This window comes from Azoarcus indigens, from assembly GCF_004361735.1.
In the GTDB taxonomy this organism is placed as follows: Bacteria; Pseudomonadota; Gammaproteobacteria; order Burkholderiales; family Rhodocyclaceae; genus Azoarcus; species Azoarcus indigens.
In genome coordinates this window covers 73,418-100,025 of sequence record NZ_SNVV01000005.1, presented here as the reverse complement: position 1 = coordinate 100,025, position 26,608 = coordinate 73,418, and the positions used below count along the sequence as shown (strand labels likewise).

General features: G+C 70.2%; 27 protein-coding genes. 18 read left to right on the top strand and 9 right to left on the bottom strand.

Translation table 11 applies throughout. The features are described from left to right. Positions 1–112: 112 nt before the first annotated feature. From C7389_RS07670 to gloB, 5 genes are all read right to left on the bottom strand, one after another. Positions 113–325, bottom strand: coding sequence for a hypothetical protein (locus tag C7389_RS07670; protein WP_133590018.1), 213 nt, complete (start codon positions 323–325; stop codon positions 113–115). Positions 326–385: 60 nt separating this feature from the next. Further along, complete coding sequence (locus C7389_RS07665; protein WP_133590016.1) at positions 386–1,468, bottom strand: WD40 repeat domain-containing protein; 1,083 nt, start codon at positions 1,466–1,468, stop codon at positions 386–388. After that, positions 1,465–2,445, bottom strand: a complete 981-nt coding sequence (locus C7389_RS07660) for a CobW family GTP-binding protein (protein ID WP_133590014.1) — start codon at positions 2,443–2,445, stop codon at positions 1,465–1,467. Before C7389_RS07660 ends, C7389_RS07665 begins: the two co-directional genes overlap by 4 nt. Beyond that, complete coding sequence (locus C7389_RS07655; RefSeq protein WP_133590012.1) at positions 2,442–2,771, bottom strand: MerR family transcriptional regulator; 330 nt, start codon at positions 2,769–2,771, stop codon at positions 2,442–2,444. Before C7389_RS07655 ends, C7389_RS07660 begins: the two co-directional genes overlap by 4 nt. A gap of 284 nt (positions 2,772–3,055) precedes the next feature. Beyond that, positions 3,056–3,826: a hydroxyacylglutathione hydrolase gene (gene gloB / locus C7389_RS07650; RefSeq protein ID WP_133590010.1), complete on the bottom strand. Its 771-nt coding sequence runs from the start codon at positions 3,824–3,826 to the stop codon at positions 3,056–3,058. Between the two features lie 368 nt (positions 3,827–4,194). On the opposite strand from gloB, the gene C7389_RS07645 reads away from it, so the two are divergent. The 9 genes from C7389_RS07645 to C7389_RS07605 all read left to right on the top strand — a co-directional run bounded on the left by C7389_RS07645 (position 4,195) and on the right by C7389_RS07605 (position 11,306). Next, complete coding sequence (locus C7389_RS07645; RefSeq protein ID WP_133590008.1) at positions 4,195–5,028, top strand: 4Fe4S-binding leucine-rich repeat protein; 834 nt, start codon at positions 4,195–4,197, stop codon at positions 5,026–5,028. A gap of 55 nt (positions 5,029–5,083) precedes the next feature. After that, a complete protein-coding gene (locus tag C7389_RS07640) occupies positions 5,084–6,079 on the top strand; it encodes a hypothetical protein (protein WP_133590006.1) in 996 nt (331 codons plus the stop codon). Between the two features lie 156 nt (positions 6,080–6,235). Beyond that, positions 6,236–7,729, top strand: coding sequence for a nitrogenase iron-molybdenum cofactor biosynthesis protein NifE (gene nifE, locus C7389_RS07635; RefSeq protein WP_133590004.1), 1,494 nt, complete (start codon positions 6,236–6,238; stop codon positions 7,727–7,729). Continuing rightward, the gene (nifN, locus tag C7389_RS07630; RefSeq protein WP_246034675.1) at positions 7,662–9,131 is read left to right on the top strand and encodes a nitrogenase iron-molybdenum cofactor biosynthesis protein NifN; all 1,470 of its coding nucleotides are present in this window, start codon (positions 7,662–7,664) and stop codon (positions 9,129–9,131) included. The genes nifE and nifN overlap by 68 nt, the downstream gene beginning before the upstream one ends. A 1-nt stretch (position 9,132) precedes the next feature. Then, positions 9,133–9,576, top strand: a complete 444-nt coding sequence (locus tag C7389_RS07625; RefSeq protein ID WP_246034674.1) for a NifB/NifX family molybdenum-iron cluster-binding protein — start codon at positions 9,133–9,135, stop codon at positions 9,574–9,576. Beyond that, positions 9,573–10,019 (top strand): SoxR reducing system RseC family protein, encoded by a 447-nt coding sequence (locus C7389_RS07620; RefSeq protein WP_133590001.1) that lies wholly within the window; start codon positions 9,573–9,575, stop codon positions 10,017–10,019. Before C7389_RS07625 ends, C7389_RS07620 begins: the two co-directional genes overlap by 4 nt. Continuing rightward, positions 10,016–10,501: a NifX-associated nitrogen fixation protein gene (locus C7389_RS07615; protein ID WP_133589999.1), complete on the top strand. Its 486-nt coding sequence runs from the start codon at positions 10,016–10,018 to the stop codon at positions 10,499–10,501. The genes C7389_RS07620 and C7389_RS07615 overlap by 4 nt, the downstream gene beginning before the upstream one ends. A 17-nt stretch (positions 10,502–10,518) precedes the next feature. After that, positions 10,519–10,731, top strand: a complete 213-nt coding sequence (locus C7389_RS07610) for a CCE_0567 family metalloprotein (RefSeq protein WP_133589997.1) — start codon at positions 10,519–10,521, stop codon at positions 10,729–10,731. A gap of 182 nt (positions 10,732–10,913) precedes the next feature. Then, entirely contained in the window at positions 10,914–11,306 is a 393-nt protein-coding gene (locus C7389_RS07605; protein ID WP_133589995.1) for a hypothetical protein, read from the top strand. Positions 11,307–11,480: 174 nt separating this feature from the next. Here C7389_RS07605 and C7389_RS07600 read toward each other — a convergent pair whose 3' ends face one another. After that, positions 11,481–13,178 carry a Na/Pi cotransporter family protein gene (locus C7389_RS07600; protein WP_133589993.1) on the bottom strand — a complete coding sequence of 566 codons (1,698 nt, stop codon included), beginning with the start codon at positions 13,176–13,178 and terminating at the stop codon, positions 11,481–11,483. Between the two features lie 358 nt (positions 13,179–13,536). Between C7389_RS07600 and C7389_RS07595 the strand changes: the two genes are divergently transcribed. The 9 genes from C7389_RS07595 (at position 13,537) to nifM (ending at position 20,511) form a co-directional block, all read left to right on the top strand. Then, on the top strand, positions 13,537–13,860 hold the full coding sequence (locus tag C7389_RS07595) for a HesB/IscA family protein (RefSeq protein ID WP_133589991.1): 324 nt from the start codon (positions 13,537–13,539) through the stop codon (positions 13,858–13,860). A 15-nt stretch (positions 13,861–13,875) separates the two neighbouring features. After that, the gene (gene nifU, locus C7389_RS07590) at positions 13,876–14,766 is read left to right on the top strand and encodes a Fe-S cluster assembly protein NifU (protein WP_133589989.1); all 891 of its coding nucleotides are present in this window, start codon (positions 13,876–13,878) and stop codon (positions 14,764–14,766) included. A gap of 137 nt (positions 14,767–14,903) precedes the next feature. Then, on the top strand, positions 14,904–16,130 hold the full coding sequence (gene nifS / locus C7389_RS07585; protein WP_246034673.1) for a cysteine desulfurase NifS: 1,227 nt from the start codon (positions 14,904–14,906) through the stop codon (positions 16,128–16,130). 23 nt (positions 16,131–16,153) lie between these two features. Further along, positions 16,154–17,365, top strand: coding sequence for a homocitrate synthase (nifV, locus tag C7389_RS07580; RefSeq protein WP_133589987.1), 1,212 nt, complete (start codon positions 16,154–16,156; stop codon positions 17,363–17,365). A gap of 4 nt (positions 17,366–17,369) precedes the next feature. Further along, positions 17,370–18,191 (top strand): serine O-acetyltransferase, encoded by an 822-nt coding sequence (cysE, locus tag C7389_RS07575; RefSeq protein ID WP_133589986.1) that lies wholly within the window; start codon positions 17,370–17,372, stop codon positions 18,189–18,191. Further along, the gene (locus C7389_RS07570; RefSeq protein ID WP_133589984.1) at positions 18,191–18,715 is read left to right on the top strand and encodes a hypothetical protein; all 525 of its coding nucleotides are present in this window, start codon (positions 18,191–18,193) and stop codon (positions 18,713–18,715) included. The genes cysE and C7389_RS07570 overlap by 1 nt, the downstream gene beginning before the upstream one ends. 19 nt (positions 18,716–18,734) lie before the next feature. After that, positions 18,735–19,052, top strand: a complete 318-nt coding sequence (nifW, locus tag C7389_RS07565; protein WP_133589982.1) for a nitrogenase-stabilizing/protective protein NifW — start codon at positions 18,735–18,737, stop codon at positions 19,050–19,052. Positions 19,053–19,086: 34 nt separating this feature from the next. Next, on the top strand, positions 19,087–19,593 hold the full coding sequence (locus C7389_RS07560) for a nitrogen fixation protein NifZ (protein ID WP_133589980.1): 507 nt from the start codon (positions 19,087–19,089) through the stop codon (positions 19,591–19,593). 63 nt (positions 19,594–19,656) lie between these two features. Beyond that, positions 19,657–20,511 carry a nitrogen fixation protein NifM gene (gene nifM, locus C7389_RS07555; protein WP_133589978.1) on the top strand — a complete coding sequence of 285 codons (855 nt, stop codon included), beginning with the start codon at positions 19,657–19,659 and terminating at the stop codon, positions 20,509–20,511. Positions 20,512–20,758: 247 nt separating this feature from the next. Here the strand turns inward: nifM and C7389_RS07550 are convergent, their stop codons facing one another. The 3 genes from C7389_RS07550 to C7389_RS07540 all read right to left on the bottom strand — a co-directional run bounded on the left by C7389_RS07550 (position 20,759) and on the right by C7389_RS07540 (position 26,267). Next, positions 20,759–21,748 (bottom strand): methyl-accepting chemotaxis protein, encoded by a 990-nt coding sequence (locus C7389_RS07550; RefSeq protein WP_133589976.1) that lies wholly within the window; start codon positions 21,746–21,748, stop codon positions 20,759–20,761. A gap of 164 nt (positions 21,749–21,912) precedes the next feature. Continuing rightward, positions 21,913–22,923, bottom strand: a complete 1,011-nt coding sequence (locus C7389_RS07545) for an HD domain-containing phosphohydrolase (protein WP_133589974.1) — start codon at positions 22,921–22,923, stop codon at positions 21,913–21,915. Further along, positions 22,920–26,267, bottom strand: coding sequence for a PAS domain S-box protein (locus tag C7389_RS07540; protein WP_133589972.1), 3,348 nt, complete (start codon positions 26,265–26,267; stop codon positions 22,920–22,922). Before C7389_RS07540 ends, C7389_RS07545 begins: the two co-directional genes overlap by 4 nt. Between the last annotated feature and the right edge of the window lie 341 nt (positions 26,268–26,608).

The window sequence follows — 26,608 nt, the reverse complement described above, 5'->3', positions numbered from 1 at the left end:
CGCGGGCAGGCGTAGCCACCCGCGATGCGGCGCGGCCCTCTGCGGGGCCGGCGCGCTGTCTCCCGGTTCGCGCCGTGCTCGGCCGGCCCCGCGGCTGCGCGGGGTGCGGTCCTCAGGGCTGGGTGACGATCTGCGGCGGCTCGGCCTCGGCCGGCCGGTTCTGCGCGATGTAGCGCGCCGCCAGCAGCAGCACGCCCATGGCGAAGTCGCGGCCGTAGGCGGCGATCATCTGTTCCGAGATCGCCGCCACCTGCTCGAAGAAGGCGTCCTTGGCGTCGGCTTCGGCCATGTCCTGGGCGCCGGGGGTGAAGGTCTGCTTGTCCATCGCTGTCTCCTCTTGGTTTCTTATGGGTGTGACTTGTTGTCTTGTCCGGCCCGCACCGCCTCAGGCCGCGCGGGCCATGGTCAGGATTTCGGCCGGTACCGCCACCACCGCGGCCTCGCCCTGCTGCGTGCCCAGCGCCAGCGCGCCGCCATCCGGCGCCCAGGCCAGCGCGTCCACCGGCCCGCCGCCCGAGCCTTTGACGAACAGGCTGCTGTGCTGCCCGCCCGGCCGGCACAGCAGCACCGCGCCGTTGTGGTAGCCCACCGCCGCCACCGCCCGCACCGGATGCCAGGCCAGCGCGGTGACCGGCACCCGGCTGGGGTAGCCGAACTCGATGCGGCCGGCGGCCGGCCGCCGCTGGTCCAGATCCCAGCCGGCCACCATGGGGCCGCCGCCGGCGGCGAGCAGATGGCCGCGGGCGGCGAAGGCGAGGCCGCGCGGCTGGCCGGCGTGGCCTTCGAACAGGAAATGGCGGCCGTCGCCCAGCCGCCAGCAGCCCACCGCGTTCTCCTGCAGGCCGCTGGCGAGGAAGCGGCCGTCTGCGCTCCAGGCCAGGCTGCGGTGATAGCCGGGCGCGTCCAGCCGGCGCAGCGAGCGGTCCGCCGCCGACCACAGGGAAACGCCGCCGTGGCCGGCGATGGCCAGCCTGCCGCCAGCAGGATCGAAGGCCAGCGCGGTGACACCGCTGGGCAGCGCCAGCTCGATCACCTCGTCCTCCAGCTCCGGCCCCTGCAGCCACACCCGCTTGCCGCTGGCACAGGCGCGCAGGCCGCGGGCGCCGGCGGCGACCCGGTCCAGCCACTCGCCGGGATGGCGCGCCAGTTCCTCGGCGTAGGCGCGCGGCGGCAGGATGCGCAGCAGGCGGCCATCGTCGCCGCCGCTGAGGAAGCAGCCGTCGGCGCCGGCCGCCAGCGCCAGGCAGGCGCCCTCATGGGCGGGAACGCGCTGCAGCTCGCGCGGCACCGCCGGCGGCCGACCGCCGCGCGGCTGCAGCGGGCCGCCCAGCGCCACCGCGCCGTCGCCCAGGGCGAAGGCCACCCGGCCTCCCCGGCGCGCCCAGGCCAGCGCCACCACCGGCACCTCCAGCCGCCAGCGCTCGCCCAGCAGCTCCAGCAGCGGCGGCATTGCGGCGGGCGCGTTCATGCCGCCACCTGACAGGCGTCCAGCCCGGCCTGCAGCGCCAGGCCGGCGAGGTCGTGGCCGATGAACACCAGCCGGCTGTCGCGCGCCTCACCGCTGTGCCAGGGGCGGTCGAAGTCGCTGTCCATCATCATGTGCACGCCCTGGAAGACGAAGCGCCGCTCCGCGCCGGCGAGGGCGACGATGCCCTTGCTGCGCAGCAGGCGGTCGCCGCATTCGGCCACCAGCCGCTGCAGCCAGCCGAGGAAGCGCTGGCGCTCCAGCGGCCGCTGCAGCACCACCGACACGCACTCCAGCCCGGCGCTGTGGCGGCCGGGCGCCACCGCCCGGTAGTAGCGCTCGCCGCCGGCCGGCAGCGCCAGCCGCGGCAGTTCGAAAGCGCCCTGGTCCAGCAGTTGCGCCGCCGGCACCGCGCCGCCCACGCTGCGCAGCAGGCTGGCGCCGGGGTTGAGGCGGGCGATCTCCGCCTCCACCGCCGCCAGCGTGTCGGCCTCCGCCAGCTCGGCCTTGTTCACCACCACGCAGCTGGCGTGGGCGAGCTGCACGCCGGCCTCGCGGGTGCGCGCCAGGCTGGCGAGGAAGTGGCGGGCATCGACCACGCAGACCACGCCATCCACCCGCGCGGACTGGCGGATCTCGTCGTCCGCCATGAAGGACTGCACCACTGGCGCCGGGTCGGCCAGGCCGGTGGTCTCGATCAGGATGCCGTCGAAGCGGCCGCGGCGCTTGAGCAAGCCGCCGACCACCCGGATGAGGTCGCCGCGCACCTTGCAGCAGATGCAGCCGTTGTTGAGTTCCAGCACCTCTTCCTCGGCGCCGACCACCAGCTCGCCGTCTATGCCGATCTCGCCGTACTCATTGACGATGACGGCGTAGCGCCGGCCGCTAGTGCGCAGCAGGTGGTTGAGCAGGGTGGTCTTGCCGGCGCCGAGGAAGCCGGTGAGCACGGTGACCGGCAGGCGCTCCGGCGCGGCGCTCATGACAGCCTCCCGCCGGCCTCGGCGGCATTGACCGCATCCAGCATGGCCAGCAGTTCCTCGCGCTGCTGTTCCAGCGCGTCCAGCTGCGCCTCGGCGGCGCTCAGCGCCTGGCGCAACTCGGTGACCGCGCCGGCGCCGCGCAGCAGCGAGCCCTGCTCCAGCGCCCCCTGCAGCTCGATGTCGGCGCCGGCGCGGCGGGTTTCGGCGCGCAGATGCATGGCGTTGATCTCCACCAGCTCCGCCACCAGCCGCACCCGCCAGTGCGCCCGGCCGGCGAGGTCCAGCGCATGCGGTCTGCATTCCGCCAGTTCGGCCGCGCTCAGCATGGCCGCACTCCGGCCCCGGCGGGGATGCCCGCCCCCGCCGCCTCTCTGTTGGCTGCTTTCATCGTCTCCTCCCGCGCATGGACTGCGCTGTGCCGCCTGCTCAGCAACTTCCAAGCCATGCCGCGCAGGCGAGGAGAAGATGAAACAACCAACTGTATTTAAATGACTTTATTTGACGGATCGCTGCCAGCTGACGGGAAGCCCGGCCGCCCTGTCCGAGAATCGGACGCCCCGGCGGCGGCGATGCCGCGGCGCTGTCCGAAAACGCGACGCGGCCCGCCGGCCTAGAACACGTTCTTCCACTCCCGCAGCAGCGCGAAGGTTTCCGCCTCATCCGCCGGCATGCGGCCGCCGCGGGCGGCCACCCGCTCGCGTACCGAGGCGGCGCCGCAGCGCAGGAAGGGGTTGGTGTCCAGCTCGTCGTGCAGCAGCGAGGGCACGGTGGGCAGGCCGGCTTCGCGCCGCGCCGCCATCCAGCGCTGGCGCGCCTGCAGCGCACGGTTGTCCGGCTCCACCGCGAGGGCGAAGCGGGCGTTGGCCAGGCTGTACTCATGGGCGCAGTAAACCTGGGTGGCCGGCGGCAGCGCTGCCAGCCGCGCCAGCGAGGCATGCATCTGCGCCAGGGTGCCCTCGAACACCCGGCCACAGCCGCAGGGGAACAGGGTGTCGCCGCAGAACAGGCGCGCGCCGTCGTAATAGGCGATGTGGCCGCGGGTATGGCCGGGCACTGCCAGCACCTCGAAGCCGGCGTGGCCGTCGAAGGGCGCCAGCCGGTCGCCGTCCTTCAACGGCCGGGTAACCGTGGAAATGCCTTCCAGCGCGGGCCCGTACACTGGCACCGGGTGGTCCGCCACCAGGCCGGCGACGCCGCCGACATGGTCCGCATGGTGGTGGGTGAGCAGCACCGCCCGCAGCTTCAGCCCGCCGCCCTCCAGCGCCGCCAGCACCGGCGCGGCGTCGCCGGGGTCCACCACCACCGCCTGCCGGCCCAGGCTCATCAACCAGATGTAGTTGTCGTCGAAGGCGGGAATCCCCCGCAGCCTGATGTCCGTCATGGCCTTGCCCCGCCCGGCCGGCCTTGGCGCGAAAGCGCTGATCGCATTGCAGTCTCCTGTGGAATCGACGGCGCCTGTGGCAGCGCTTGCTCCTACCATTGCAAAGGCCGCGCCAAACCGGAAGCGGGGGCGCAGGCCCAGGCCCGGCGCGGCTTGGGCAGCCGTCGCCGGGCGGAGAAGGCAAAGCGGGCGTCCGAGAATCGGACAGCGGCGGCCGGCCGGCGTCGCGGGCTGGCACGTTCGCCACCGGCGGCAGGCCGCCTCTAGCGCAATCGCCACAATCCACCCCGCGCTTTGTCGCAATTCCCCCAAAACCATCGGCCGGCAGGTGGCCAAACCTTGAAGGACAAAGGCTTATCGCAGCTGGCATGCCGCTTGCGGCTGGCATCGGCGAACGTCAACCCACCTACGCAGAGCGCACGCTCCCCATCGCCTTGGACTACCAATCCGACGCCCCGCCGGCTGGCCACGGCGACTACGCGCCCCCCGCCAACCCCTGTACGCAGTGCGAGCTGCGCGAGGACACCCTGCCCAAGGGCCGCTGCGGGCCGGGCGACGCCTGTCTGTTCGTCTACAGCGGGCGCCAGATCGACCGCTTCCTCGCGCGCAATCCCGAATGGGCGGAGTTCTGCCTGGACGATCCCTTCTGGGAGCGGCGCGCCATCGCCGTGCGCTATGCGCCGCAGGACGCGGCGATGCGGCTGGAGCGCGACGAGGATGAAGTGGTGCGCCGCGCGGTGGCGGTGCGGGCCGAAGGCGCGGTGCTGGAGCGCATGGCGCGCGACCCCGACCGCGAGGTGCGCATCACCGTCGCCACCCGCATGCCGCCGGCCGGCCTCGCCCGCATGCTGCACGACCCGGACTACGGCGTGCGCATCCATGTCGCCCGCCGCCTGCCCCACGGCCAGCTGCCGCAGATGGTGGACGACCCCGATCCGGCGGTGCGCAAGGAGATCGCCCGCCGCCTGCCGGCCTTCGCCCTGAGCAAGCTCGCCGCCGACCCGGAGCCGGAAGTGCGCGCCCTGGCGGCCAGCCGCATGTTGCCGGCCGACGCCGCCCAGCTGCTCGCCGACCCGGAGTGGCTGGTACGCGCCGCCGCCGTGCAGCAGGCCCCGCTGGAGGCGCTCTCCGCGGTGCTGGACGACCCCGAACCGGACGTCCGCCTGCTCGCCGCCGAGCGCCTCGCCGCCGGCCCGACCTGAGGGCGCCCGCGCCCCACCCGTTTCCGATGCACCACGCCTAACCGAGGACCGCGCCATGACCGACGCCCCCGCCACCCTGCCCGTTTCCGCCACCGCGGCCGACAGCGGCAAGTTTCCCGCCACGCTGACCGAGACGGTGTTCCGCCTGAGCGCCACCGTTGCCCCGGTGCCGGGGCACGCCGCCCTGCTCGACGCCCTGCGGCGCGAGGGCGGCCCGGAGTTCGTGCCGCGGCTGTCGCGCGGCGGCTGGTTCCGGCCCGGCCGCATCCTGGACGCCAGCGGCGCCACGGTGGCCGACGATGCGCTGGCCTGGCTGGAGCAGGCCTGGGCCGAGTGCGGTGAGGATGGCGACGTGTTCCTCGAACGCCATGTCGACGCCGGCCTCACGGTGACGCTGGAGCAGGGCGTGAGCCATTACTTCGTCGCCCCCTGGGGCAGCGGCCCGGCAGACTACCTGCAGCTGGAGATCGAGGAGCTGCAGGAAGTCGCCAGCCACCGCCTCACCGCCATCACCGACACGCCGGCCACCGCCGAGGCCTTGCTCGACCGCCCGGCCGACAGCCCGCCACCGCTGCCGCTGGGCCCCTCCCGCTACAACTTCCGCCGCCTGGTCGACATCGCTGCCTATCTCGGCCGCATGGCCGAACAGAGCGGCAAGCCGGCACCGGTGCTGCGCTTCCTCGGCGAATGGCAGGCCAGCAGCGCCGGCCAGCAGACGCGCTTCTGCGATCGCTGGGTGCTGGCCCTGTCCGAGCACCTGGACCGCTACCGCCAGACCCGCTACGCCGCCTCGCCGGTGGCCGTCCAGGCGCCGGCCTGGAGCGCGCCCGCCACCCCCAGCCGCGGCACCGCGCTGGCACAGCAGCTGCACGAGTTCGACCGCGCCGCCGGTTATGGCTTCGCCTGGTACTTCCACCTGCTGGCCGGCCGCCGGGTGCCGCGCAACCTGACGGCCGAAGTGTTCGCCGACCTGGAAGACGGCCTGGCCTACCTGCCGGAACGCGATGCCGCGCTGGTGCGGCAGTGGATGCACGAGCCCTACGCGCTGTAAGCCCCGCGGCTGTCGTGTGGCCGGCCGCACATTGTCGGCTTCGCGACAGCCGCCCTAGCATGAATAGCTTTTTCTTTTCATCCACTTAGGAACAAGCATCGAGGCGGCACGGAGCTTGCACATCGACCTCCACTACTGCCGACGGAGTCCCCCGACATGAAAGCCTCCGATATCGCCGCCCTGATGGACGAACCCGCCTGTGCGCACAACAAGAAGGAGAAATCCGGCTGCGCACGGCCCAAGCCCGGCGCTTCCGCCGGCGGCTGCGCCTTCGACGGCGCGCAGATCGCCCTGCTGCCCATCGCCGACGTCGCCCACGTGGTGCACGGGCCCATCGCCTGTGCCGGCAACTCCTGGGACAACCGCGGCACCCGCTCGTCCGGCCCCACGCTGTTCAAGATCGGCATGACCACCGATCTGTCCGAGCAGGACATCATCATGGGCAAGGCGGAAAAGCGCCTGTTCCATGGCATCAAGCAGGCCATCGAGCGTTACCAGCCGCCGGCGGTGTTCGTCTACAACACCTGCGTGCCGGCGCTGATCGGCGACGACATCGAGGCGGTGTGCAAGGCCGCCGCCGAGCGCTGGGGCGTGCCGGTGGTGCCCATCGACTGCGCCGGCTTCTACGGCACCAAGAACCTGGGCAACCGCATCGCCGGCGAAGCCATGGTGAAGCACGTCATCGGCACCCGCGAGCCGGAGCCGGTACCGCCGGAGGCCATCCCGCCCGGCATCAAGATCCACAACATCAACCTCATCGGCGAATACAACATCGCCGGCGAGCTGTGGTACCTCACCCCGCTGTTCGAGGAACTGGGCCTGCGGGTGCTCTGTACCCTGTCCGGCGACGCCCGCTTCCACGAGGTGCAAACCATGCACCGCGCCGAGGTGAGCATGCTGGTGTGTGCCAAGGCGATGATCAACGTCGCCCGCAAGATGGAAGAGCAGTATGGCGTGCCCTGGTTCGAGGGCAGCTTCTACGGCATCACCGACACCTCGCAGGCGCTGCGCGACATCGCCCGCATCATCGGCGACGCCGACCTCATCGACCGCACCGAGAAGCTGATCGCCCGCGAGGAGGCCCGGGTGCGCGGCGAACTGAACGTGTGGCGGCCGCGGCTGGAAGGCAAGCGGGTGCTGCTGTTCACCGGCGGGGTGAAATCCTGGTCGGTGGTCTCGGCGCTGCAGGACCTGGGCATGAACGTGGTCGCCAGCGGCACCAAGAAATCCACCGAGGAAGACAAGGCCCGCATCCTGGAGCTGATGGGCGACAACACCATCATGCTGGAGAGCGAGGGCGCCCGCGACCTGCTGAACGCGGTGTACAACCTCAAGGCCGACATCCTGATCGCCGGCGGCCGCAACCTCTACACCGCGCTCAAGGCCCGCCTGCCCTTCCTCGACATCAACCAGGAACGGGAATTCGGCTACGCCGGCTACGAGGGCATGAAGGAGCTGGTGCGCCAGCTGGCGCTGACGCTGGAATCGCCGGTGTGGGACGCGGTGCGCAAGCCGGCGCCGTGGTCGAACAAGGCCATGGTGATCGCCGGGCCGGAGATGGGCGACAGCCCGGATGCCGGCGATGGCCCGGACGAGCACGCCCACGACCACGACGATCACCACCACGCGCCCGCCGGCGCCGCCGCCTGAGGACGCCGCGATGGCCGAGATCGTCCGCCACCCCAAGGCCCTGTCGGTCAGCCCGCTGAAGTCCTCCGCGCCCGCCGGCGCGGCGCTGGCCTTCCTCGGCATCAACCGCGGCATGCCCATCTTCCACGGCTCGCAGGGCTGCACCGCCTTCGCCAAGGTGTTCTTCGTGCGCCACTTCCGCGAGCCGGTGCCGCTGCAGACCACCGCGATGGACCAGGTCGCCACCGTGATGAACGCCGACGACAACGTGGTGCAGGCGCTGGCCACCGTGTGCGGCAAGAGCAAGCCGGCGCTGGTCGGCCTCGCCACCACCGCGCTGTCGGAAACCCAGGGCACCGACATCCATCGCCTGGTCAAGGATTTCCGCAGCCGCTACCCGCAGTACGACCACATCCCGGTGGCGGCGGTGAACACGCCGGACTTCACCGGCTGCCTGGAAACCGGCTACGCCGCCGCGGTGAAGGGCATGCTGGAGGCCACCGTGCCCACCACCGCCGGCACCGGCATCGTCGGCCGCCGCCCGCGCCAGATCAACCTGCTGCTGGGCAGCCACCTGACGCCGGGCGACGTCGAGGCCATCAAGGAATGGGTGGAGCTGTTCAACCTGCGGCCGGTGGCGGTGCCCGACCTCGCCGACTCGCTGGACGGCCACCTGATCCCGGAAGACACCACGCCGGTGACCCTGGGCGGCACGCCGGTATCCGAACTGCCGACCCTGGGCGAGGCCCGCGCCACCATCGTCGTCGGCCGCTCGCTGAACGCCGCCGCCGATGTGCTCGCCAGCCGCACCGGCGTGCCCGACCACCGCTTCGACGGCCTGGTCGGGCTGGAGGCCTGCGACCGCTTCACCGCGCTGCTGGCCGAGATCGCAGGCGTGCCGGTGCCGGAGAAACTGGAGCGCCACCGCGCCCAGTTGCAGGACGCGATGGTGGACACCCACTTCATGACCGGCCTGCGCCGCGTCGCCATCGCCGCCGACGCCGACCTGCTGCTGCAGCTGGCCACCCTGGTCCACGGCATGGGCAGCGAGATCGTCGCCGCGGTGGCGCCGGTGAAGGCGCCCTGCCTCGCCGACCTGCCGGCCACCCAGGCCCACATCGGCGACCTGGAAGACCTGGAAGACCTGGCCCGCGCCGGCCAGGCAGAACTCATCATCGCCAATTCACACGCAGCCGCCACCGCCGAGCGGCTGGGCGTGCCGCTGCTGCGCGCCGGCATGCCGCAATACGACTTGGTCGGCGGCTACTGCAAGACATGGGTGGGCTACCGGGGTACCCGGCAAGCCCTGTTCGATCTGGCCAACCTGGTGTTGCAACATCATGAGTCCATCGCTCCCCATCGATCTCGATACAACCTGCGAAACGACCCCGCGCCGGCGGCAGCTGCGGCTGGTGGGCACTGACGTGGCGGCCCCGGTCATGGACGGCGTGCGCGTCGCCTTCGCCAGCACCGATCGCAGCACGGTGAACCAGCACTTCGGCGCCACCGAAGCCTTCGCCATCTACGAGATCGGCCCCGGCTCCTCGCAGCTGGTGGAAGTCACCGAGTTCCTCGACACCGCGCAGGACGGCAACGAGAACAAGCTGCCGGCCAAGATCGCCACCCTCAGCGGCTGCGCCGCCGTGTATTGCCTGGCGGTCGGCGCCTCGGCGGTGAAGCAGCTGCTGGCCTCCGGCGTGCAACCGATACGGGTGGAAGAAGGCGCCTGCATAGACCGGCTGATCGGCGACCTGCAAGGCGAACTCGCCAGCGGCCCCGGCGGCTGGCTGGCCAAGGCGGTGAAAGCCCGCCAGCCGGTGGACAGCAGCCGCTTCGACGCCATGGAAGCCGAGGGCTGGCAGGAATGATGACGCGCAGCGGCGAAGTGATCGCCATCGCCGACCACAGCCTGGTGGTGCGCTTCGAGCGCGCCTCGGCCTGTGGCAACTGCCGCTCCTCCCACGTTTGCGCCGGCAGCAACGCCACCGAACTGGTGGTCCCCGCCAGCGACGCCCAGGCCCACCGCGTGGGCGAAACCGTGCAGGTGAACCTGGACAGCGGCACCACCTACCGCGCCATCGCGGTGGCCTACCTGCTGCCGCTGGCCGGCCTGCTGCTGGGCATGGCCATCGCCTCCCAGCTCGCGCTGGCCGAGAGTGCGATCGCGCTCTCCAGCTTCGGCGGCCTGGGCGCCGGCTTCCTGCTCTCGCGCCGCCTCTCCCGCCTGCCCGGCCTGCGTCCGCAGCCTGCGCTGCTGGAACAAATCCCAACCGCTGCAACAGAACCCGACGACAAGGAGTCGCCACGATGATCACCATCGATACCAACACCGCCCCCGCGGCCGAGCTGAGCCCCGACCTGGCCGAAACCGACTTCATCAAGGAGATGAACCGCCAGACCCGCGCGCTGGACAGCTACGGCACCTACGACGGCTGGCCCACCGACAAGGTGCTGGCACCCTACATCCTGACCAAGGAACAACGCCGCCAGATCCCGGTGGTGGGCGACCCGGACGACGTCACCATCTCCCGCGTCAAGGCCTTCCACAACGCCATCGCCGCGCTGATCGAGAAGGAATGCGGCCTGATGGCGGTGCCGATGATCAACATCACCCACGAAGGCTTCGGCCGCGGCGTGATCACCGTCGGCAAGCTGGTAGTGCTGGACCGCACCCTGCGCGATGTGCACCGCTTCGGCTTCGACAGCTACTCGAAGATGAAGGACGAGGCCGACAAATTCCTGTCGGTCGCGCTGGAACTCATCGGCAAGTACCCGGAAGTCGCCGGGCTCTGATCACGGAGGAGACCACCATGACGGAAGAGGAAATCAAGGACCTCGAGAAGGAAGTGAAGAAGCTGAAGCGCATTTCGCAGGAATGGGCTTCGCAGCTGCACGACCTGGTCGAAGACCGCCTACCGGCGGGCTACGAGGAAATTCCCGGCATCGCGCAGTCCACCTACGACGCCTGCAAGGCCTGGGCGGACGCCAGCAAGCGCCTGTCGGCGGCGACTGCCACCGCCTGAGCGGCGGGCGCGGCAGGGGGCGCGCCGGCGCGCGTCCCTCCGCAGTGCCGCCGGAGCCGTCAGCGCCCGCCAGGACCAGCCCCCGCCGGCCCCGGCGCCGCCACACCCGCCTCGCCGCACCTTCCCGGCGACCGCGCCCTCGCGCCGGTCGCCTTTCCCGCATTGCCTCAGCATGGAATGCCATGGGCTTACTCACCCTCATCGTCTATCACAAGCAGGCCACCAGCGCCCGCCTGCGCTTCGTCCGCTTCCCGCAATCGGTGATCGCCGCCAGCCTGGAGGTCGAGGGCGACCCGGCCATCGTCTCGCCGCACCCCGGCCCGCTGGTCAACCAGGCCGCCAGCCGCCTCGGCCTGCCGGTAGGTGGTCTGCGCGTCGATCCGGAGTTCCGCTCCCGCATGCTGATGCCGGAAGGCAGTGCCACCGTGTGGCTGGGCGAACTCACCGCCACCGACCCGCCCTTCGAGGCGGTGGACAAAGCCGGCGGCCGCTTCGCGCTGCTGACCGAGCTGGCGGGCATCCCGGATACCGAGCGGGACGTGATGCGGGATGTGTATGAGCACATCCTCGGGTGAGAGTAAGGATGCGGAGCAGTCCTTTGAAGCAAGGCTGGAGAGTGGAGGCAAAGGCTTCCGGACTCTTGTTGGAGTCCCGCCGAATACGCCGCGGATGGGTCGATCACGCTGCAATCCCGCTGATCCCGCCGCCGGCTTCCCCCTCTCCCGCAAGAGGGAGAAACCCCCAACCCCTCAACCCGACGAATGCGGCCGCAGTTCCTCCGCGGCCACCGGCTCCCCGCTCGGCTTCGCTGCCGGCTTGAGCCGGCTGTCCCGCAGCTCACCCCTCGCGTCCAGCACCGGGTAGGCCGCGGCGCACAGGTGAGAGTGGATGCGCTTGAGGTCGCGCAGCACATCCAGGTGCAGCGAGCTGGTCTCCAGGCTCTCCGGCCGGCCCTCGCGCAGGCGCGCCATGTGGCTCTCCCCGGCGGCCTGTTCGATCTCCCGCAGCCGCGTCTTCTCCTCCAGCAGCTGGCGCGCCACCCGGGCGTCGCCAGTGAGGAAGGCGCTGGCGGCGAGCTTGAAGTTGGCAGCGATGTGCTGGTGCATGGCCTCCAGTTCGGCTGCGCCCTCGCGGGAGAATTCCAGGCGGTGCTTGATCTTCTTCGCCGCCAGCTCCATCAGGTTCTTGTCCACGATGTCGCCGACATGCTCCAGGTTGATGGACAGCGACATGATCTCCATCGCCCGCTGGCCCTCGTGCTCCTCCAGGCTGCCGCGGGTGAGCTGGATCACGTAGAGCTTGATTGCCTCGTGCAGGCGGTCCACTGCGTCGTCCATCGCCGACACTTCGGCCACCAGCTTGCGATCGTTGCTCAGCAGGGCGTTCATGCCGCGGTGGAACATGCCTTCCACCACGTCGCCCATGTGCAGCGTCTCGCGGGCGGCGCAGGCCAGCGCCACCGCCGGCGTGTCGAGGGCGGCGGCATCCAGGTAGAGCGGCGTGCCGGGGTCGGCGGGCGCCGCCCGCTCCGGCAGGAAGCGCTCCAGCAGCCGCGCCAGCGGGTTGAGCAGCGGCAGGAAGAGCAGCGCCATCGCCAGATTGAAGAGAATGTGGAAGTCCGCCGCCACCCGCACCGGCTGGGGATCGACGCTGGCCAGCCAGTCCGCCACCGGGCCGAGGAAGGGCAGCAGCAACAGGCAGCCGACGATGCGGTTGAGCAGGTTGCCCACCGGCAGGCGGCGCGAAGCCGGGTTGCCGGCGGCACCACCTTCGAACAGCGGGTTGAGGGCGGCCCCAAGGTTTGCTCCCAGCACCATCGCCAGCGCCGCCTCCACGCCGATGAGCTGGGATTGCGCCAGCGACATCACCAGCAGCACCACCGCCACGCTGGAATGCGCCGCCCAGGTCAACAGCGCGCCTATCACCAGACAGACCAGGGCCTCGTCGGTGGCGGCGGCGAACACATCCCGCACCAGCGGCGAATGCTCCACCGGCGCAAGGCTATTCAGCAGCAGGTGCAGCGACAGCAGCATCAGCCCGAGGCCGATGGCGACACGGCCGAGATCCCGCGTGCGGGTGCGCGCGCCCCGGCGGAAGGCGACCACCCCCACCACCAGCAGGATGGGCGCCAGCGCGGAGACGTTGAAGGACAGCAGCTGGACGATGAGGCTGGTGCCGATGTTGGCGCCCAGCATGGTGGCCAGCGCCGGCACCAGGCTGATGACGCCGCCGGCGGCGAAGGAAGTCAGCATCAGCGCGGTGGCGGTACTGCTCTGGAGCAATGCGGTAATACCGAGGCCGGCGGCCAGCGCCTGGAAGCGGTTGCGCAGCGCGCCGCCCAGCGCGCGCCTGAGGTCGGCGCCGAAGGCACGCACGATGCCGCTGTGGACCATGTGCAGCCCCCACAGCAGCAGGGCCACCCCACCCATCATGTCGAGCAGAACCATAGGTCGTCCCTCCACTGCCAGGCGGTCAGCGTATTACGTATTACCTTTTCGGACACTACTGCCGCAAACAGGATGCCCGGCCGCCGGCTGTTTATTGTTTGTACGAAGCGCCGGCGATTCGTTTCCGGCGCGACTGCGTGGCCACATTCTAGTGTGCTGGCGGAAGCCATAAGGCATGCTGACAAAAGGGTTTTTCGCCTGCTTGTCACAAAACCGACAATGGCCGGAGCGCGTCCCCTTCGCGACATGGCACGAGCACGACAAATCCTTTAAAACCAGCTAGATACGTTTTCCTTCGCGATGGCATAGCCTTTGCACCATGTTCGGCGACACACCCTCTTCCCCAGGAGAACCGAACATGATCAACCTCACCCCCAGCGCGCTGCAGGCTGTCAGCCGTTTCATCTCCACCTCCGCCGACCCGGTTGCCGGTCTGCGCATCCATGTGCAGGGCGGCGGCTGCTCCGGCCTGCAGTACGGCATGAAGTTGGAAGCCGAGAAGGCAGAAGACGACATGGTCGTCGAGATGGGCGGCGTGACCCTGCTGGTCGATCCCTACTCCGCCCCGATGCTGGACGGCGTCACCGTCGATTTCGTCGACTCCCTGTCCGGCTCCGGCTTCAAGTTCGAAAACCCGAATGCCACCGGCGGCTGCGCCTGTGGCCAGTCCTTCTCCGCCTGATACCGGGAGAACGCCATGTGGGACTACTCCGATACCGTCAAGGAACACTTCTACAACCCGCGTAACGCCGGCCCGCTGCCGGATGCCAACGCCATCGGCGAGGTGGGTTCCATCTCCTGCGGCGACGCGCTGCGGCTGATGCTGAAGGTGGATCCGGCCAACGAAACCATCCTCGACGCCTCCTTCCAGACCTTCGGCTGCGGCTCGGCCATCGCCTCCAGCTCGGCGCTGACCGAGATCATCAAGGGCAAGACCCTGGAGCAGGCGCTGGAAGTGTCCAACCAGGACATCGCCGACTTCCTCGGCGGCCTGCCGCCCGAGAAGATGCACTGCTCGGTGATGGGCCGCGAAGCCCTGCAATCCGCCGTCGCCAACTACCGCGGCGAGGAATGGAAGGACGACCACGAGGAAGGCGCGCTGATCTGCAAGTGCTTCGCGGTGGACGCGGTGATGATCGAAGAGACCATACGCGCCAACAACCTGTGCAGCGTCGAGCAGGTGACCAACTACACCAAGGCCGGCGGCGGCTGTTCCTCCTGCCACGAAGGCATAGAGGAAATCCTCGCCAAGGTGCTGGCCGAGCGCGGCGAAGACTTCAAGCCGGCGCCGCCGCCGGAGAAGAAGGTGCCGGGCAAGCTCACCACGCTGGAGCGCATCCGCAAGATCGAGCAGGTCATCGAGAAGGCCCGCCCCAACCTGCAGCGCGACCACGGCGACATCGAGCTGGTGGATGTGGATGGCAAGAACATCTACGTGTCCATGAAGGGCGCCTGCGCCGGCTGCCAGATGGAAGCGGCCACGCTGGGCGGCGTGCAGGCGCAGATGGTCGAAGCCCTGGGTGAGCTGGTGAAGGTCATCCCGGTGAAGGCCACCGCCAAGTTCGCCCCCAACACCCTGCCCGCCTGACCGACTCCCCCTGCCCCACCCCTGGCGGGCGGGGCAGGCCAGACACCGGCGGCGCCAACCGCGACCGCCAGCGACACAGCCTCTGCACCGTACTGGCCGGCCACCCCGGACCGGCGCGGCGCAGCCCAGCGGAGAGCATGATGAGCATCCCCAGCCCGACCCCGATCTACCTCGACAACAACGCCACCACCCGCTGCGCGCCGGAAGCGGTCGCGGCCATGCTGCCCTACTTCACCGAGCAGTTCGGCAACCCCTCGTCCATGCACAGCTTCGGCGCCAAGGTCGGCCACGCGGTGAAGAGCGCCCGGGCCTCGCTGCAGAAGCTGCTGGGGGCGGAGTACGACTCCGAGATCATCTACACCGCCGGCGGCACCGAGGCGGACAACACCGCCATCCTGTCGGCGCTCAAGGCCAACCCGGAGCGCAAGGAAATCATCACCACCACGGTGGAGCACCACGCGGTGCTGCACCTGTGCGACCAGCTGGAAAAAGAGGGCTACACCATCCACCGCCTGAAGGTGGACGGCAAGGGCCGGTTGAACCTGGACGAGTACGCCGCGCTGCTGAGCGACAAAGTGGCGGTGGTGTCGGTGATGTGGGCCAACAACGAGACCGGCACCTACTTCCCGGTGAAGCAGATGGCCGAGATGGCGCACGCCGCCGGCATCCTGTTCCACACCGACGCGGTACAAGCGGTGGGCAAGATCCCGCTGGACCTGGCCAACTCTGCCATTGACATGCTCTCCATGTCCGGCCACAAGCTGCACGCGCCCAAGGGCATAGGCGCGCTCTACCTGCGCCGCGGCGCCCGCTTCCGCCCGCTGCTGCGCGGCGGCGGCCAGGAGCGCGGCCGCCGTGCCGGCACCGAGAACGTGCCCTCCATCATCGGCCTGGGCGTCGCCGCCGAACTGGCGCTGGAGCGCATGGAGCTGGAAAACACCTATGTGCGCGCCCTGCGCGACAAGCTGCAGGCCGGCATCCTCTCCGCCGTGCCGCACGCCTTCGCCACCGGCGATGTGGACAACCGCCTGCCCAACACGCTGAACATCGCCTTCGAATACGTGGAAGGCGAAGCCATCCTGATGCTGTTGAACAAGCAGGGCATCGCCGCCTCCTCCGGCTCCGCCTGCACCTCCGGCTCGCTGGAACCCTCCCACGTGATGCGGGCGATGGGCATTCCCTACACCGCCGCCCACGGCACCATCCGCTTCTCGCTGTCGCACGAGAACACCGAGACGGAGATCGACCGCGTGATCGCCGCGGTGCCGCCCATCATCGCCCAGCTGCGCAAGCTGTCGCCCTACTGGGGCGAGAACGGGCCGGTGACGGACCCGGAAAAGGCCTTCGCCCCCACCTACGCCTGACCCACGCCCAGGAGGAAGCGGCAATGGCTGCCACAGTGGTGATCGACGACACGACGCTGCGCGACGGCGAACAATCGGCCGGGGTAGCCTTCACCCGCGCCGAGAAGTGCGAGATCGCCCGCATCCTGGCCGAGATCGGGGTGCCGGAGCTGGAGATCGGCATCCCCGCCATGGGCGCGGAGGAGGCCGGTGACATCCGCGCCATGGCCGCCACCCTGGCCGATGCTGGCCACGATACCCGGCTCATCGTCTGGGGCCGGCTCACCGGCAAGGACATCGACGCCTGCCGCAGCCTGCCGGTACACATGCTGGAGCTGTCGGTGCCGGTGTCCGACCAGCAGATCCGCCACAAGCTGGGCGCCGACCGCGACGAGGTGCTGGCGCGCATCGCCCGCTGGGTGCCCGTGGCGCGCGAGGCCGGCTTCGATGTCGGCGTCGGCGGCGAGGATGCCTCGCGTGCCGATCCGGCCTTCCTCACCGAAGTCGTGCAGGCCGCCGAGGCCGCCGGCGCCCGCCGCTTCCGCTTCGCCGACACCCTGGGCGTGCTGGACCCCTTCGCCACCTTCGAAGCCATCGCCGCCCTGCGCGCCGCCTGTACGCTGGAGCTGGAGATGCATGCCCACGACGACCTCGGGCTGGCCACCGCCAACACCCTGGCGGCGGTGCGGGCCGGCGCCACCCATGTGAACACCACGGTGAACGGCCTGGGCGAGCGCGCCGGCAACGCCGCGCTGGAAGAAGTCGCCCTCGGCCTGCGCCAGTTCCACGGCGTCGGCGAGTTGATCGACTTTCGCCGCCTGCTGGATGCCTCCCAGGCGGTGGCGCATGCCTCCGGCCGGCCGGTGGGCTGGCACAAGAGCGTGGTCGGCGAGGGCGTGTTCACCCACGAGGCCGGCATCCATGTGGACGGCCTGCTGAAGGACCCGGCCAACTACCAGGGCATAGACCCCGCCCTGCTCGGCCGCAGCCACCGCCTGCTGCTGGGCAAGCACTCCGGCGGCCGTGGCGTGGTCACCGCCTACGCCGCGCTGGGCATCGCCCTGAACGACGCCGAAACCGCCTGCCTGCTGGCCCGCATCCGCGACTTCGCCAGCCAGGCCAAGCGCACGCCGGACAGCGCCGACCTGCTCGCCTTCCATGCCGAGCTGCGTGCCAGCAGCACCCGGCCCGCCGACCTGCTGCCCGGCCTGCACGCCCGCCTGGAGGCGGACGGTCTGCCGTTGGCCGGAGCCTGACGCCATGAACACGAAATCCGCCGCCATGACTGGAGAAACCGCCGAGCCGGGCCTGTTCGCCCTGCTGCGCGAGGACGTGCGCTGCGTCTTCGGCCGAGACCCCGCCGCCCGCACCGCCTGGGAAGTGCTCACCACCTATCCCGGCGTGCATGCGGTGATGTCCCACCGCATCGCCCATGCCCTGTGGCGCCGCGGCTGGCGCTACCCGGCGCGGCTGGTGAGCTTCCTGGCGCGCGTCTTCACCAATGTGGACATCCACCCCGGCGCCCGCATCGGCCGCCGCTTCTTCATCGACCACGGCGCCGGCGTGGTGGTGGGCGAGACCGCCGAGATCGGCGACGACGTCACCCTGTACCACGGCGTCACCCTGGGCGGCACCACCTGGAACCCGGGCAAGCGCCATCCCACGCTGGGCGACCATGTGGTGGTCGGCGCCGGCGCCAAGATCCTCGGCGCCATCACCATAGGCCCGCGGGTGCGGGTGGGCGCCAACTCGGTGGTGGTGAAGAACGTGCCGGCCGACCGCACGGTGGTCGGCATCCCCGCCCGGGTGGTGAGGCGCGAAGCCCCCATCCTGGCCGCCACCGACGAACTCAACCTCGACCATCACCTGCTGCCGGACCCGGTCGGGCACACGCTGAACTGCCTGGTGGACCGCATCAAGTCGCTGGAATCCGAGCTGGCCGGGCTGCGCGCCGCCGCCGCGGCGCCGGCCGCCCACGCGGTGGTGCCGCTGCTGGCGCAAGGCGCGATCGACTGCAACGCCAATACCGATGGCGCCTGTCCCACCTGTGCCTGCCAACCCGAGACCGCCGAGGTGAAGTGATGGACCTGCTGCATTTCGACCCGCAACCGCTGTACTTCGACGACCCGCTGCCCGACGGCGTGCTGGAGCTGATCGAAGGCGCCGGCGCCTGCTACGGCGAGCCGGAGGCCGAGGGCCTGCTGGCCCGGGCCGCCGAGGCCGCACCGGACCACCTGATGGTGCTGGTGGCGCTCTACCGCTACCACTTCTACCGCCACCAGATGGACAAGTCGGAAGCCATCGTCTGGCGCTCCATCGCCGTCAGCGGCGCCCGCGTCGGCCTGCCGGCCGACGGCCAGGGCCTGGACGAAGCGCTGATCGTGGCCGCCGCCCGCGAGTCGATGACGCTGACCCGCTTCTACCTCTCCGCCCTCAAGGCCGCCGCCTACATCAAGCTGCGGCTGGGCCAGATCCACGACGCCGTCGGCCTGCTGGAAACCCTGGTACGGGTGGACGACGCCGACCGCATGGGCGGCAAGGCGCTGCTCGACATCGCCCGCGCCGCCGAAATCGATCCACCCCTTATCGTCGCCCCCGTCAACTGACAGCCAAGCGGAGCCCCTCATGGACGAACTCACCCTGGACGAAGCAATGGAAGAACTGTCGTCCGCCGAAGACTTCCTGAACTACTTCGGCGTCGACTACGACCCGGCGGTGGTGCATGTGAACCGCCTGCACATCCTGCAGCGCTTCCACGACTACCTCGCCCACAACGCCCCCGAGGCGGACGACGAAGACACGGTGCGCGCCCACAACAAGCGCTTCCTGGAACTCGCCTACCAGGATTTCACCGTGTCCGACGCGGTCACCGAGAAGGTCTTCGCGGTGTTCAAGAAGGCCAGCGGCACCGCCTTCGTCTCCCTCGGCGACGTCAAGCGCTGATCCCCGCAAGGCACACACAGGAGCCCGGCCGACCATGCGCCCCGAGTTCGACTACGGCGACCGCGTCCGCGTCACCCGCAATGTGCGCGACGACGGCACCTTCCCCGGCATGGACGTGGGCGAGTTGCTGGTGCGCCGCGGCAGCATAGGCACGGTGATCGAGATCGGCACCTTCCTGCAGGACCAGATCATCTACACCGTGCATTTCCTCGAGATCGACCGCATCGTCGGCTGCCGCCAGGAAGAGCTGATCGGCGCCGACGAGGCGTGGAACCCCAGCCGCTACGAGTCGCGCGAGAAAGTGCTCGCCGGCCGCAGCTTCGCGGTGGATGGCGAGGTGGTCGTGCCCAAGGGCACGGTGGGCGAGGTCATCCGCGTGCTGCGCGACATGCCCGGCGGCGTGCATTACCACGTCTCCTTCCCCAACCGCTTCCTCTGTATTCCCGAAGCCTCGCTGGAACCCCTGCCGGCGCCGCCGGTGCGCAAGCGCCAGCTCTCGGCCCAGGACGACGCGGACGCCGACGAAGAGGAAAGCGCATGAACACCCTTCTTCACCCCGCCGCCTGTACGGCGGCAGTACGGCAAGTTCCGGGAGCATGAGGTCATGAGCAACACCGCCTACTACGAACTGAAAGCCGCCCTCGCCCTGTTCGGCCGCGACGCCAGCTCGCTGGAAGGCGCCGACCGGGAACGGGTGCAATCCGTTGCCCGGCGCTACGTGCAGATCGAGGCCGTTGTCCTCGCCAGCGATGAAGCCCAGGGCGTGTGCCTGGCGCCCGACGCGGTCACCAGCTCGCTGGAGGAGATCCGCGGCAGCTTCCCGGAGGTGGAGGCCTTCAACGCCGCGATGGACGCGGTCGGCCTGAACGAGACCGCCCTGAGCGCCGCGCTGCAGCGCGACCTGCTGGTGGAGGCGGTGCTGTCCCGCGTGGGCTCGCGCGCCGGCGAGGTCGGCCGCACCGAGGCGGAGATCTTCTACCTCAACCACCGCGAGCGCTTCCACAGCCCGGAGCGCCGCACCGCCCGCCACATCCTGATCACGGTGAACGAGGACTACACCGACAACACCCGCGAGCGGGTGCAGCACCGCATCAAGGAGATCGCCCGCCGCCTGGGCAACAAGCCGGAGCGCTTCGAAGAGCAGGCGGCCAAGCACTCCGAATGCCCCACCGCGCTCAACGGCGGTCTGCTGGGCGAGGTGCCGCGCGGCCATCTCTACCCGGAGCTGGACGAGGCCTTGTTCGCACTGCGGCCGGGGGAGCTGTCGGCGCCGGTGGAATCCGAGCTGGGCTTCCACCTGGTGCGCTGCGATGCCATCAGCCCGGAGCGCATGCTGAGCTTCGAGGAGGTGGCCGATTCGCTGTGCCAGCGCCTCACCGAGGAGCGCACCCAGCGGGACGCCAAGCGCTGGCTGGCCGCGCTGCTGAAGCGGCAGACGGATACCGTCGCCGCCGGGTGAGCCGGATCGGCTGGGCAGGCGGCGCTCCCAGCCAGCCTTACAGCCCGCATCCGCAGCAATACCCTTACTCCCTGCGCGGGGCCTGGTGGAAAAGCGAAGCCCGGCCCGCCTGAGCGCCCTGGCGACGCGGCAGGCCGCAGGGTCGGCGCACAGCCGGGCTGGAGAGTGTGGCTGGAAAGAGGGGCGCCCGTCAGAGCATGGGCGCTTGGGCTGGATACCGGAGCCCGCTATGCGCCCCCGGCCCCAGTCAATGCCGCGCCTGTCCTATCGTTTCATCCAGCACCGCGGCGGTCTGGCGCAGGGAGGCGCCGACCTGCTCAATGACGTGGGCGACGCTCTCCAGCTTGCGCGCCGCCACCTCGCTGCCGCCGCCCTGCTCACGGGTTGCCAGCGCAGCTTCGTGCACCCGCGCCAGCGCGATTCCGGCCGGCCAGCCTTCGCTGGCCCTGGCCTTGCCCGGCGTCTCCGGCGGCTCTCCGCCCTCACCATCCAGCACCGCGATGGCCTGGCCGATTTCATCCGCGGTGCGGGCCACCTGGCAGGCCAACCGGTCCACCCGCTCCGCCGCCCGTGCCATCGGCAGGCCGCCGGGGCCGGCACAGGCGGCTTCGGTGCGGGCATTCAAGGCCATCAGCCGGGTCTGCGCCGCGAGCTCCCGTAGCTCCGCCGCCGCGCCGGCGATCTCTGCGCGGCGCGTCTCCAGGGTCTGCTCCTGGCGGTCAGCCATCTCAACCGACCGCCCTATCGCCGCGACCAGGCCTTGGGCCGGCAGCGGCAGCGGCGGCAGGTTGCCGGCCTGGCGGCGCCGGCGCCAACCGGCGTAGCCCAGCGCCGCGACAATCGCCAGCACACCCAGCAGCGCCAAGGGCAGCAACACCGGCAGCGGTGAAGCCACACCTTCAGCCAGCCAGCCGGATGGCAGCATGCTGCCACCCAGGCTGGGCGCGGCCTCATCGAGCGCCATCATCGGTTGAAGGGGAGCGAGGCCGGCCAGCGGCGTGCCGCGCCATACGGCGGCGGCGGGAGCGTCCGCCGGCGTCAGCCCGCTGGCCGCGCTGGCGGCTGTGTGGGCGGATTGGGTGAGGCAGGCGGAAGAGCCGGCGCCACACGGGGAGGCGGCCGTCGCCGACTCCGCCACGCGCACCTCGGCGGCAGCAGCCATGCAGAACAGCAGCAGGGCGGTGCCGAGCGCCAGCCGCGGCAAGTGGAAAACGCGCAACCCGGCCATGGCGGACATAGCTTCGCTTCCTCGCCTCTAGAGACTGGCCGCCAGCGGATGGCGGCGGCCTTACGTCTGACTTTAGGCCCCGCCATGCCCACCTGCAAACCGCGGCGAAGTGCATCCGCCTGCCCCGCATGACAAACGCACACGACGGCCGCTGCAGCGCGGCGGAGCGGACCTCAGGCCTCCGTTTCGGCCCAGCGGGCCTTGACCTCCAGCACCGCCGGCAGGCAGCCGAGGAAGCGGTCCACCAGGGCGGGATCGAAGTGGCGGCCACGCTGGTCGCGCAGCAGCGCGCAGGCATCCTCCACCGTCCAGGCCGGTTTGTAGGGGCGGACGCTGGTGAGGGCGTCGAACACGTCGGCGACCGCGACGATGCGGCCTTCGATGGGGATGGCCTCGCCGGCCAGGCCTTGCGGGTAGCCGCTGCCGTCCCACTTCTCGTGGTGGGAGCCGGCGATGACGGCGGCCATGGCGAGCAGGCCGCCATCATGCTCGCCGATGATGCGGGCGCCGATGTCCACATGGCTGCGCATCACGTCCCACTCCTCCGGCGTCAGCGCGCCGTTCTTGCGCAGGATGTTGTCGGGCACGCCGATCTTGCCGATGTCGTGCATGGGCGCGGCATGGAAAAGATCGTCGGCGCGCGCCTCCGACCAGCCGCAGGCCAGCGCCAGCAGCCGGCTGTAGTGGCTCATGCGGATGACGTGGAGGCCGGTCTCGTTGTCCTTGTACTCGGCGGCGAGGCCGAGGCGCTGGATGATCTGCAGGCGGGTTTCGCGCAGCTCCTCCACCCGCACCAGCGAGAGGTGGGTGCGCACCCGGGCGCGGACGATGGCCGGCCGCAGCGGCTTGACGATGTAGTCCACCGCGCCGACCTCGAAGCCGCGCGCCTCGTCGTCCATCTCGCTGAGGGCGGTGACGAAGATGACCGGGATGGCGGCCAGGGCGGCATCCGCCTTGAGGGCGCTGCAGACCTGGTAGCCGGTCATGCCCGGCATCATCACGTCGAGCAGGATCAGCGCCGGCCGCTCGGCGGCCACCAGCTCCAGCGCGCGGGCGCCATCGCGGGCGAACAGCAGGCGGTAATCCTGCTGCAGCACCTGGCGCAGAACCTGGAGGTTGGCGGGCTCGTCGTCCACGCACAGCAGCACCGGCCGTTCGTCCCGGGTTTCAAAAGAAGTCGTCATGACGCCCTGCTCCCGGCGGCTTCACCCATCTGCTGCAACATCCTCTCCAGCCCTTCTGCGGCGCGATCGAAATCGAAATCGCTCATGTCGTATTCCACCACCGCGTAGTCGCTCGCCCAGGCGTGTCCGCCTATGCCTTCGCGGATGCGGCGGACCAGACCATCGTCCAGCGCGCCGCGCTTCAGTTCGTCGCGCAGGCGCTTGAGCAGCGGCATCAGTCCGGCCACGTCAGGCGCCTCGCCCGCAGGGGCCGCGGCCGGCCTGTCTTCCTCCAGTTCCACCACCTCGCGGCCGAGCTGGCGCAGCAGGCGCTCCAGCTCGGCGAGCCAGGTGCCGAAGGGGGCGTTTTCCTTCAGTCGCAGCGCGCGCTCGACGTCACCGAGCAGGCGGGCGACGGCGTCCGCCCCCAGGTTGGCGGCCACGCCGCGGGCGCGATGGGCCAGCTGGCCGGCCGCCTCGGCCTGCTGCAGGTCCAGGTGCTGTTGCAGCTGCGCGGGCAACATGGCGTTGTCGGCGACGAAACGCTGCAGCGCGGTGCGATAGGAGGCAATGTCGCCCCACAGCCGCAGCGCACGCTCCACATCCAGGGCGCTCTCCTGCCGCGCAGCCGGTACCAGGGTGCGGCGCACGGTGGTGGCCAGCCCCATCAGGCGGGCGGCCTCCGCGTACAGCTGGTCGAGGTCTATCGGCTTGGCGGCGAAGCCGTCCATGCCGGCGCTGGAGGCAGCGCGGCGGTCCTCCTCCAGCACGCTGGCGGTCAGCGCAATCACCGGCGTACGCGGCCGACCCATGCGGCGTTCGTCTTCGCGGATGCGGCGGGTGGCTTCCAGCCCGTCGGTGCCGGGCATGTGCAGGTCCATCAGGATGAGGTCGAAGTGCTGGGTGCACGCCATCGTCACCGCTTCGGCACCGTCGGCGGTGGTGACCACCTCGTGCCCGGCGCGCTGCAGCAGGGTGGCGAGCAGTTCCAGGTTCTGCTGCACGTCATCCACCGCCAGGATGCGCGAGGGCGGCAGCGTCACCTCTTCCACCACCTCAGGCCGCAGATCGGAACCCGGCTGCAGCGGCAGGGTGAAACTGAACACGCTGCCCCTGCCCTGGATGCTCTCCACCTCGATACGGCCGCCCATCAGCTCCACCAGCTGCTTGCTGATGGAGGTGCCCAGCCCGGTGCCGCCGAAGCGGCGGCTCATGCTGGCGTCGGCCTGGGTGAAGGGCTCGAAGATGCGCGCCAGGCGCTCCGGCGCGATGCCGATGCCGCTGTCCTCGACGGCGAAACGCACGCTGCCAGGGCAGGCCGCCGCCCTCACGATGACATGGCCACGCTCGGTGAACTTCAGGGCGTTGCCGATGAGATTGGTGAGCACCTGGCGGATGCGCAGCGAATCGCCGCGGTAATGAGTGGCGAGGGCCGGGTCCAGCACCAGTTCCAGCTCCAGGCCCTTGCCGCGCGCCTGCACGCCCAGGCTGGCGACCAGCTGGGCCAGCAGTTCGGGCAGGTCGAAGTCCAGCATCTCCAGCTCCACCACGCCGCGCTCCAGCTTGGCGGTGTCCAGGATGTCGTTGAGCAGGCGCAGCAGCGAGCGCGAAGAATCGCGCACGATGTCGAGCTGGCGGCGTTGCTCCGGCGCCAGCTCGCCACTGAGCAGCACTTCGGTGAAGCCGATGATGGCGTTCATCGGCGTGCGGATCTCGTGGCTCATGTTGGCGAGGAAGGCGGACTTTGCCGCGGCGGCATGCTCCGCCGCCACCTTGGCGTGGCGCAGCGCTTCTTCCATCTCGCGGCGGGCGCTGATGTCCAGGATCACGCCGTCCAGCCAGACGGAGCCGCTGCCGTCGATGGTGCTCTCGGCGCTGCCGTGCTCCCACATCCAGCGCACGCTGCCGTCCTGGTGCACCAGCCGGTATTCGATGACGAAGTCGCGGCCGCGGCGCAGCGCGGCATCCACTTCCTGCCGCACCTTCTCGCGGTCTTCCGGGTGGATGAGCTCGTTGAAACTGCGCTGGCGTGCGGCGCCGACGAAATCGGCGGCCGGATAGCCGGTGAGCGTCTCCACCGCATCGCTGATGAAGACCATGCTCCAGTCATGATCGAAGCGGCAGCGGTAGGAAATGCCCGGCATGTTGGTGATCAGCGAGCGGTACTGCTGCTCACTCGCCCGCAGCGCCTGCTCCATCTGCTTGCGCTGGGTGATGTCGCTGATGAAACCGACGAACAGATCCTGCCCCGGCAGGCGGGCGTGGCCGATGGCCAGCCGCATCGGCAGCGTGCTGCCGTCCTTGCGCAGGCCGACCACCTCGCGGCCCTTGCCGATGATCTTGGCCTCGCCGGTACGCAGGTAGGAAGCGAGGTAGCCATCGTGGCCCGCGCGGAAAGGCTCCGGCATCAGCAGGTTCACATTGCGGCCGATGACCTCCTCCGCCCGCCAGCCGAAGATGCGCTCGGCGGAGGCGTTGAACTCGTGGATGAGGCCGGCGGCGTCTATGGTCACCACCGCGTCCACCGCGGTTTCCATGATGGCGCGCAGACGCAGCTCGCGGTCGCCCACCTCGGCCAGCATCTCGCGGTGGCGCAGCAGCGCGTTGGCCGCCAGCACCTTCACCGTCAGCAGGATGGTGCCCATGGCGATGATGATGGCGAGGAAGTTGGCGTTGCCGGACACGGTGGCGCTGGCTTCTTGCACGCCGATGAAGCGCGCCGCCACCATGCCCATGTAGTGCATGCCGGAGATGGCCATGCCCATGACGACGGCGGAGGCGATGACCACCCATCTGTCGCCCACCCGCCGGCTCAGGCTGCGCAGGCGGAACTTGAGCCACAACGACAGGGTGGCAAGGACGACGGCCACCGCGATGGAAAGCAGGAACAACCAGGGGTCGTAACGCAGCACCGGCACCATGTCCATCGCTTCCATGCCGCTGTAGTGCATGGCCCCGATGCCGGCCCCCACCAGCAGGCCGCCGTACAGCAGCTGAGCACGGTTGATCTCGGAGCGCACCAGCAGGTTCAGCGCCACCGCCGAGGCCAGCATGCTGGGCAGGGCGGACAGCAGGGTGACAGCAAAGTCGTAATGCACGGTGACGCAGAGATCCGCCGCCAGCATGCCGACGAAGTGCATCGCCCATACGCCGCCGCCCAGGGCGAAGCTGCCGGTGGCGAGCATGACGGCCCGCACGCTGCCCTTGGTGGAGCGCCGCGCCAGCCCCACCGTCTGCAGTGCCATCCAAGAGGCGAAGGTGGCGATGGCGAGCGACAGCAGCACCAGCCATGGCGAGTAGCTCGGGTCGATCAGGCGGTCGGCGGCGATCGGCTCGAAGACGAAGAAGGTGTCGAGCGCGCTCATCGCGCCACTCCGGCAGGCCGGCCGCCGCCGCAGCGGGGCCGGGAAGGCATGGTGTTCATCGTTATCCGATCAGGTTGGCGCGGTGCATCCGCTGGGCCGTCGTGGCCATACCCGGGGCCGCCCGCCCTCGTGGGGCGGGACGGTGGACGCATGGCCCGGTGCGCCGGTGCCCACGTCGCCAGACTTTGCAGGCGATCGCATGATCGCGGAAAGCCGGGTGGCGGACCGCGCCATAGATCACGGCCTGACCAGGAGAGTCAGCCTTAAGTCGTATACACGGTGACAAATTGCTTCCAGAAACGGAAATCGCCCCTGGCGGGGCGATTTCCTGGCGGTGCGAA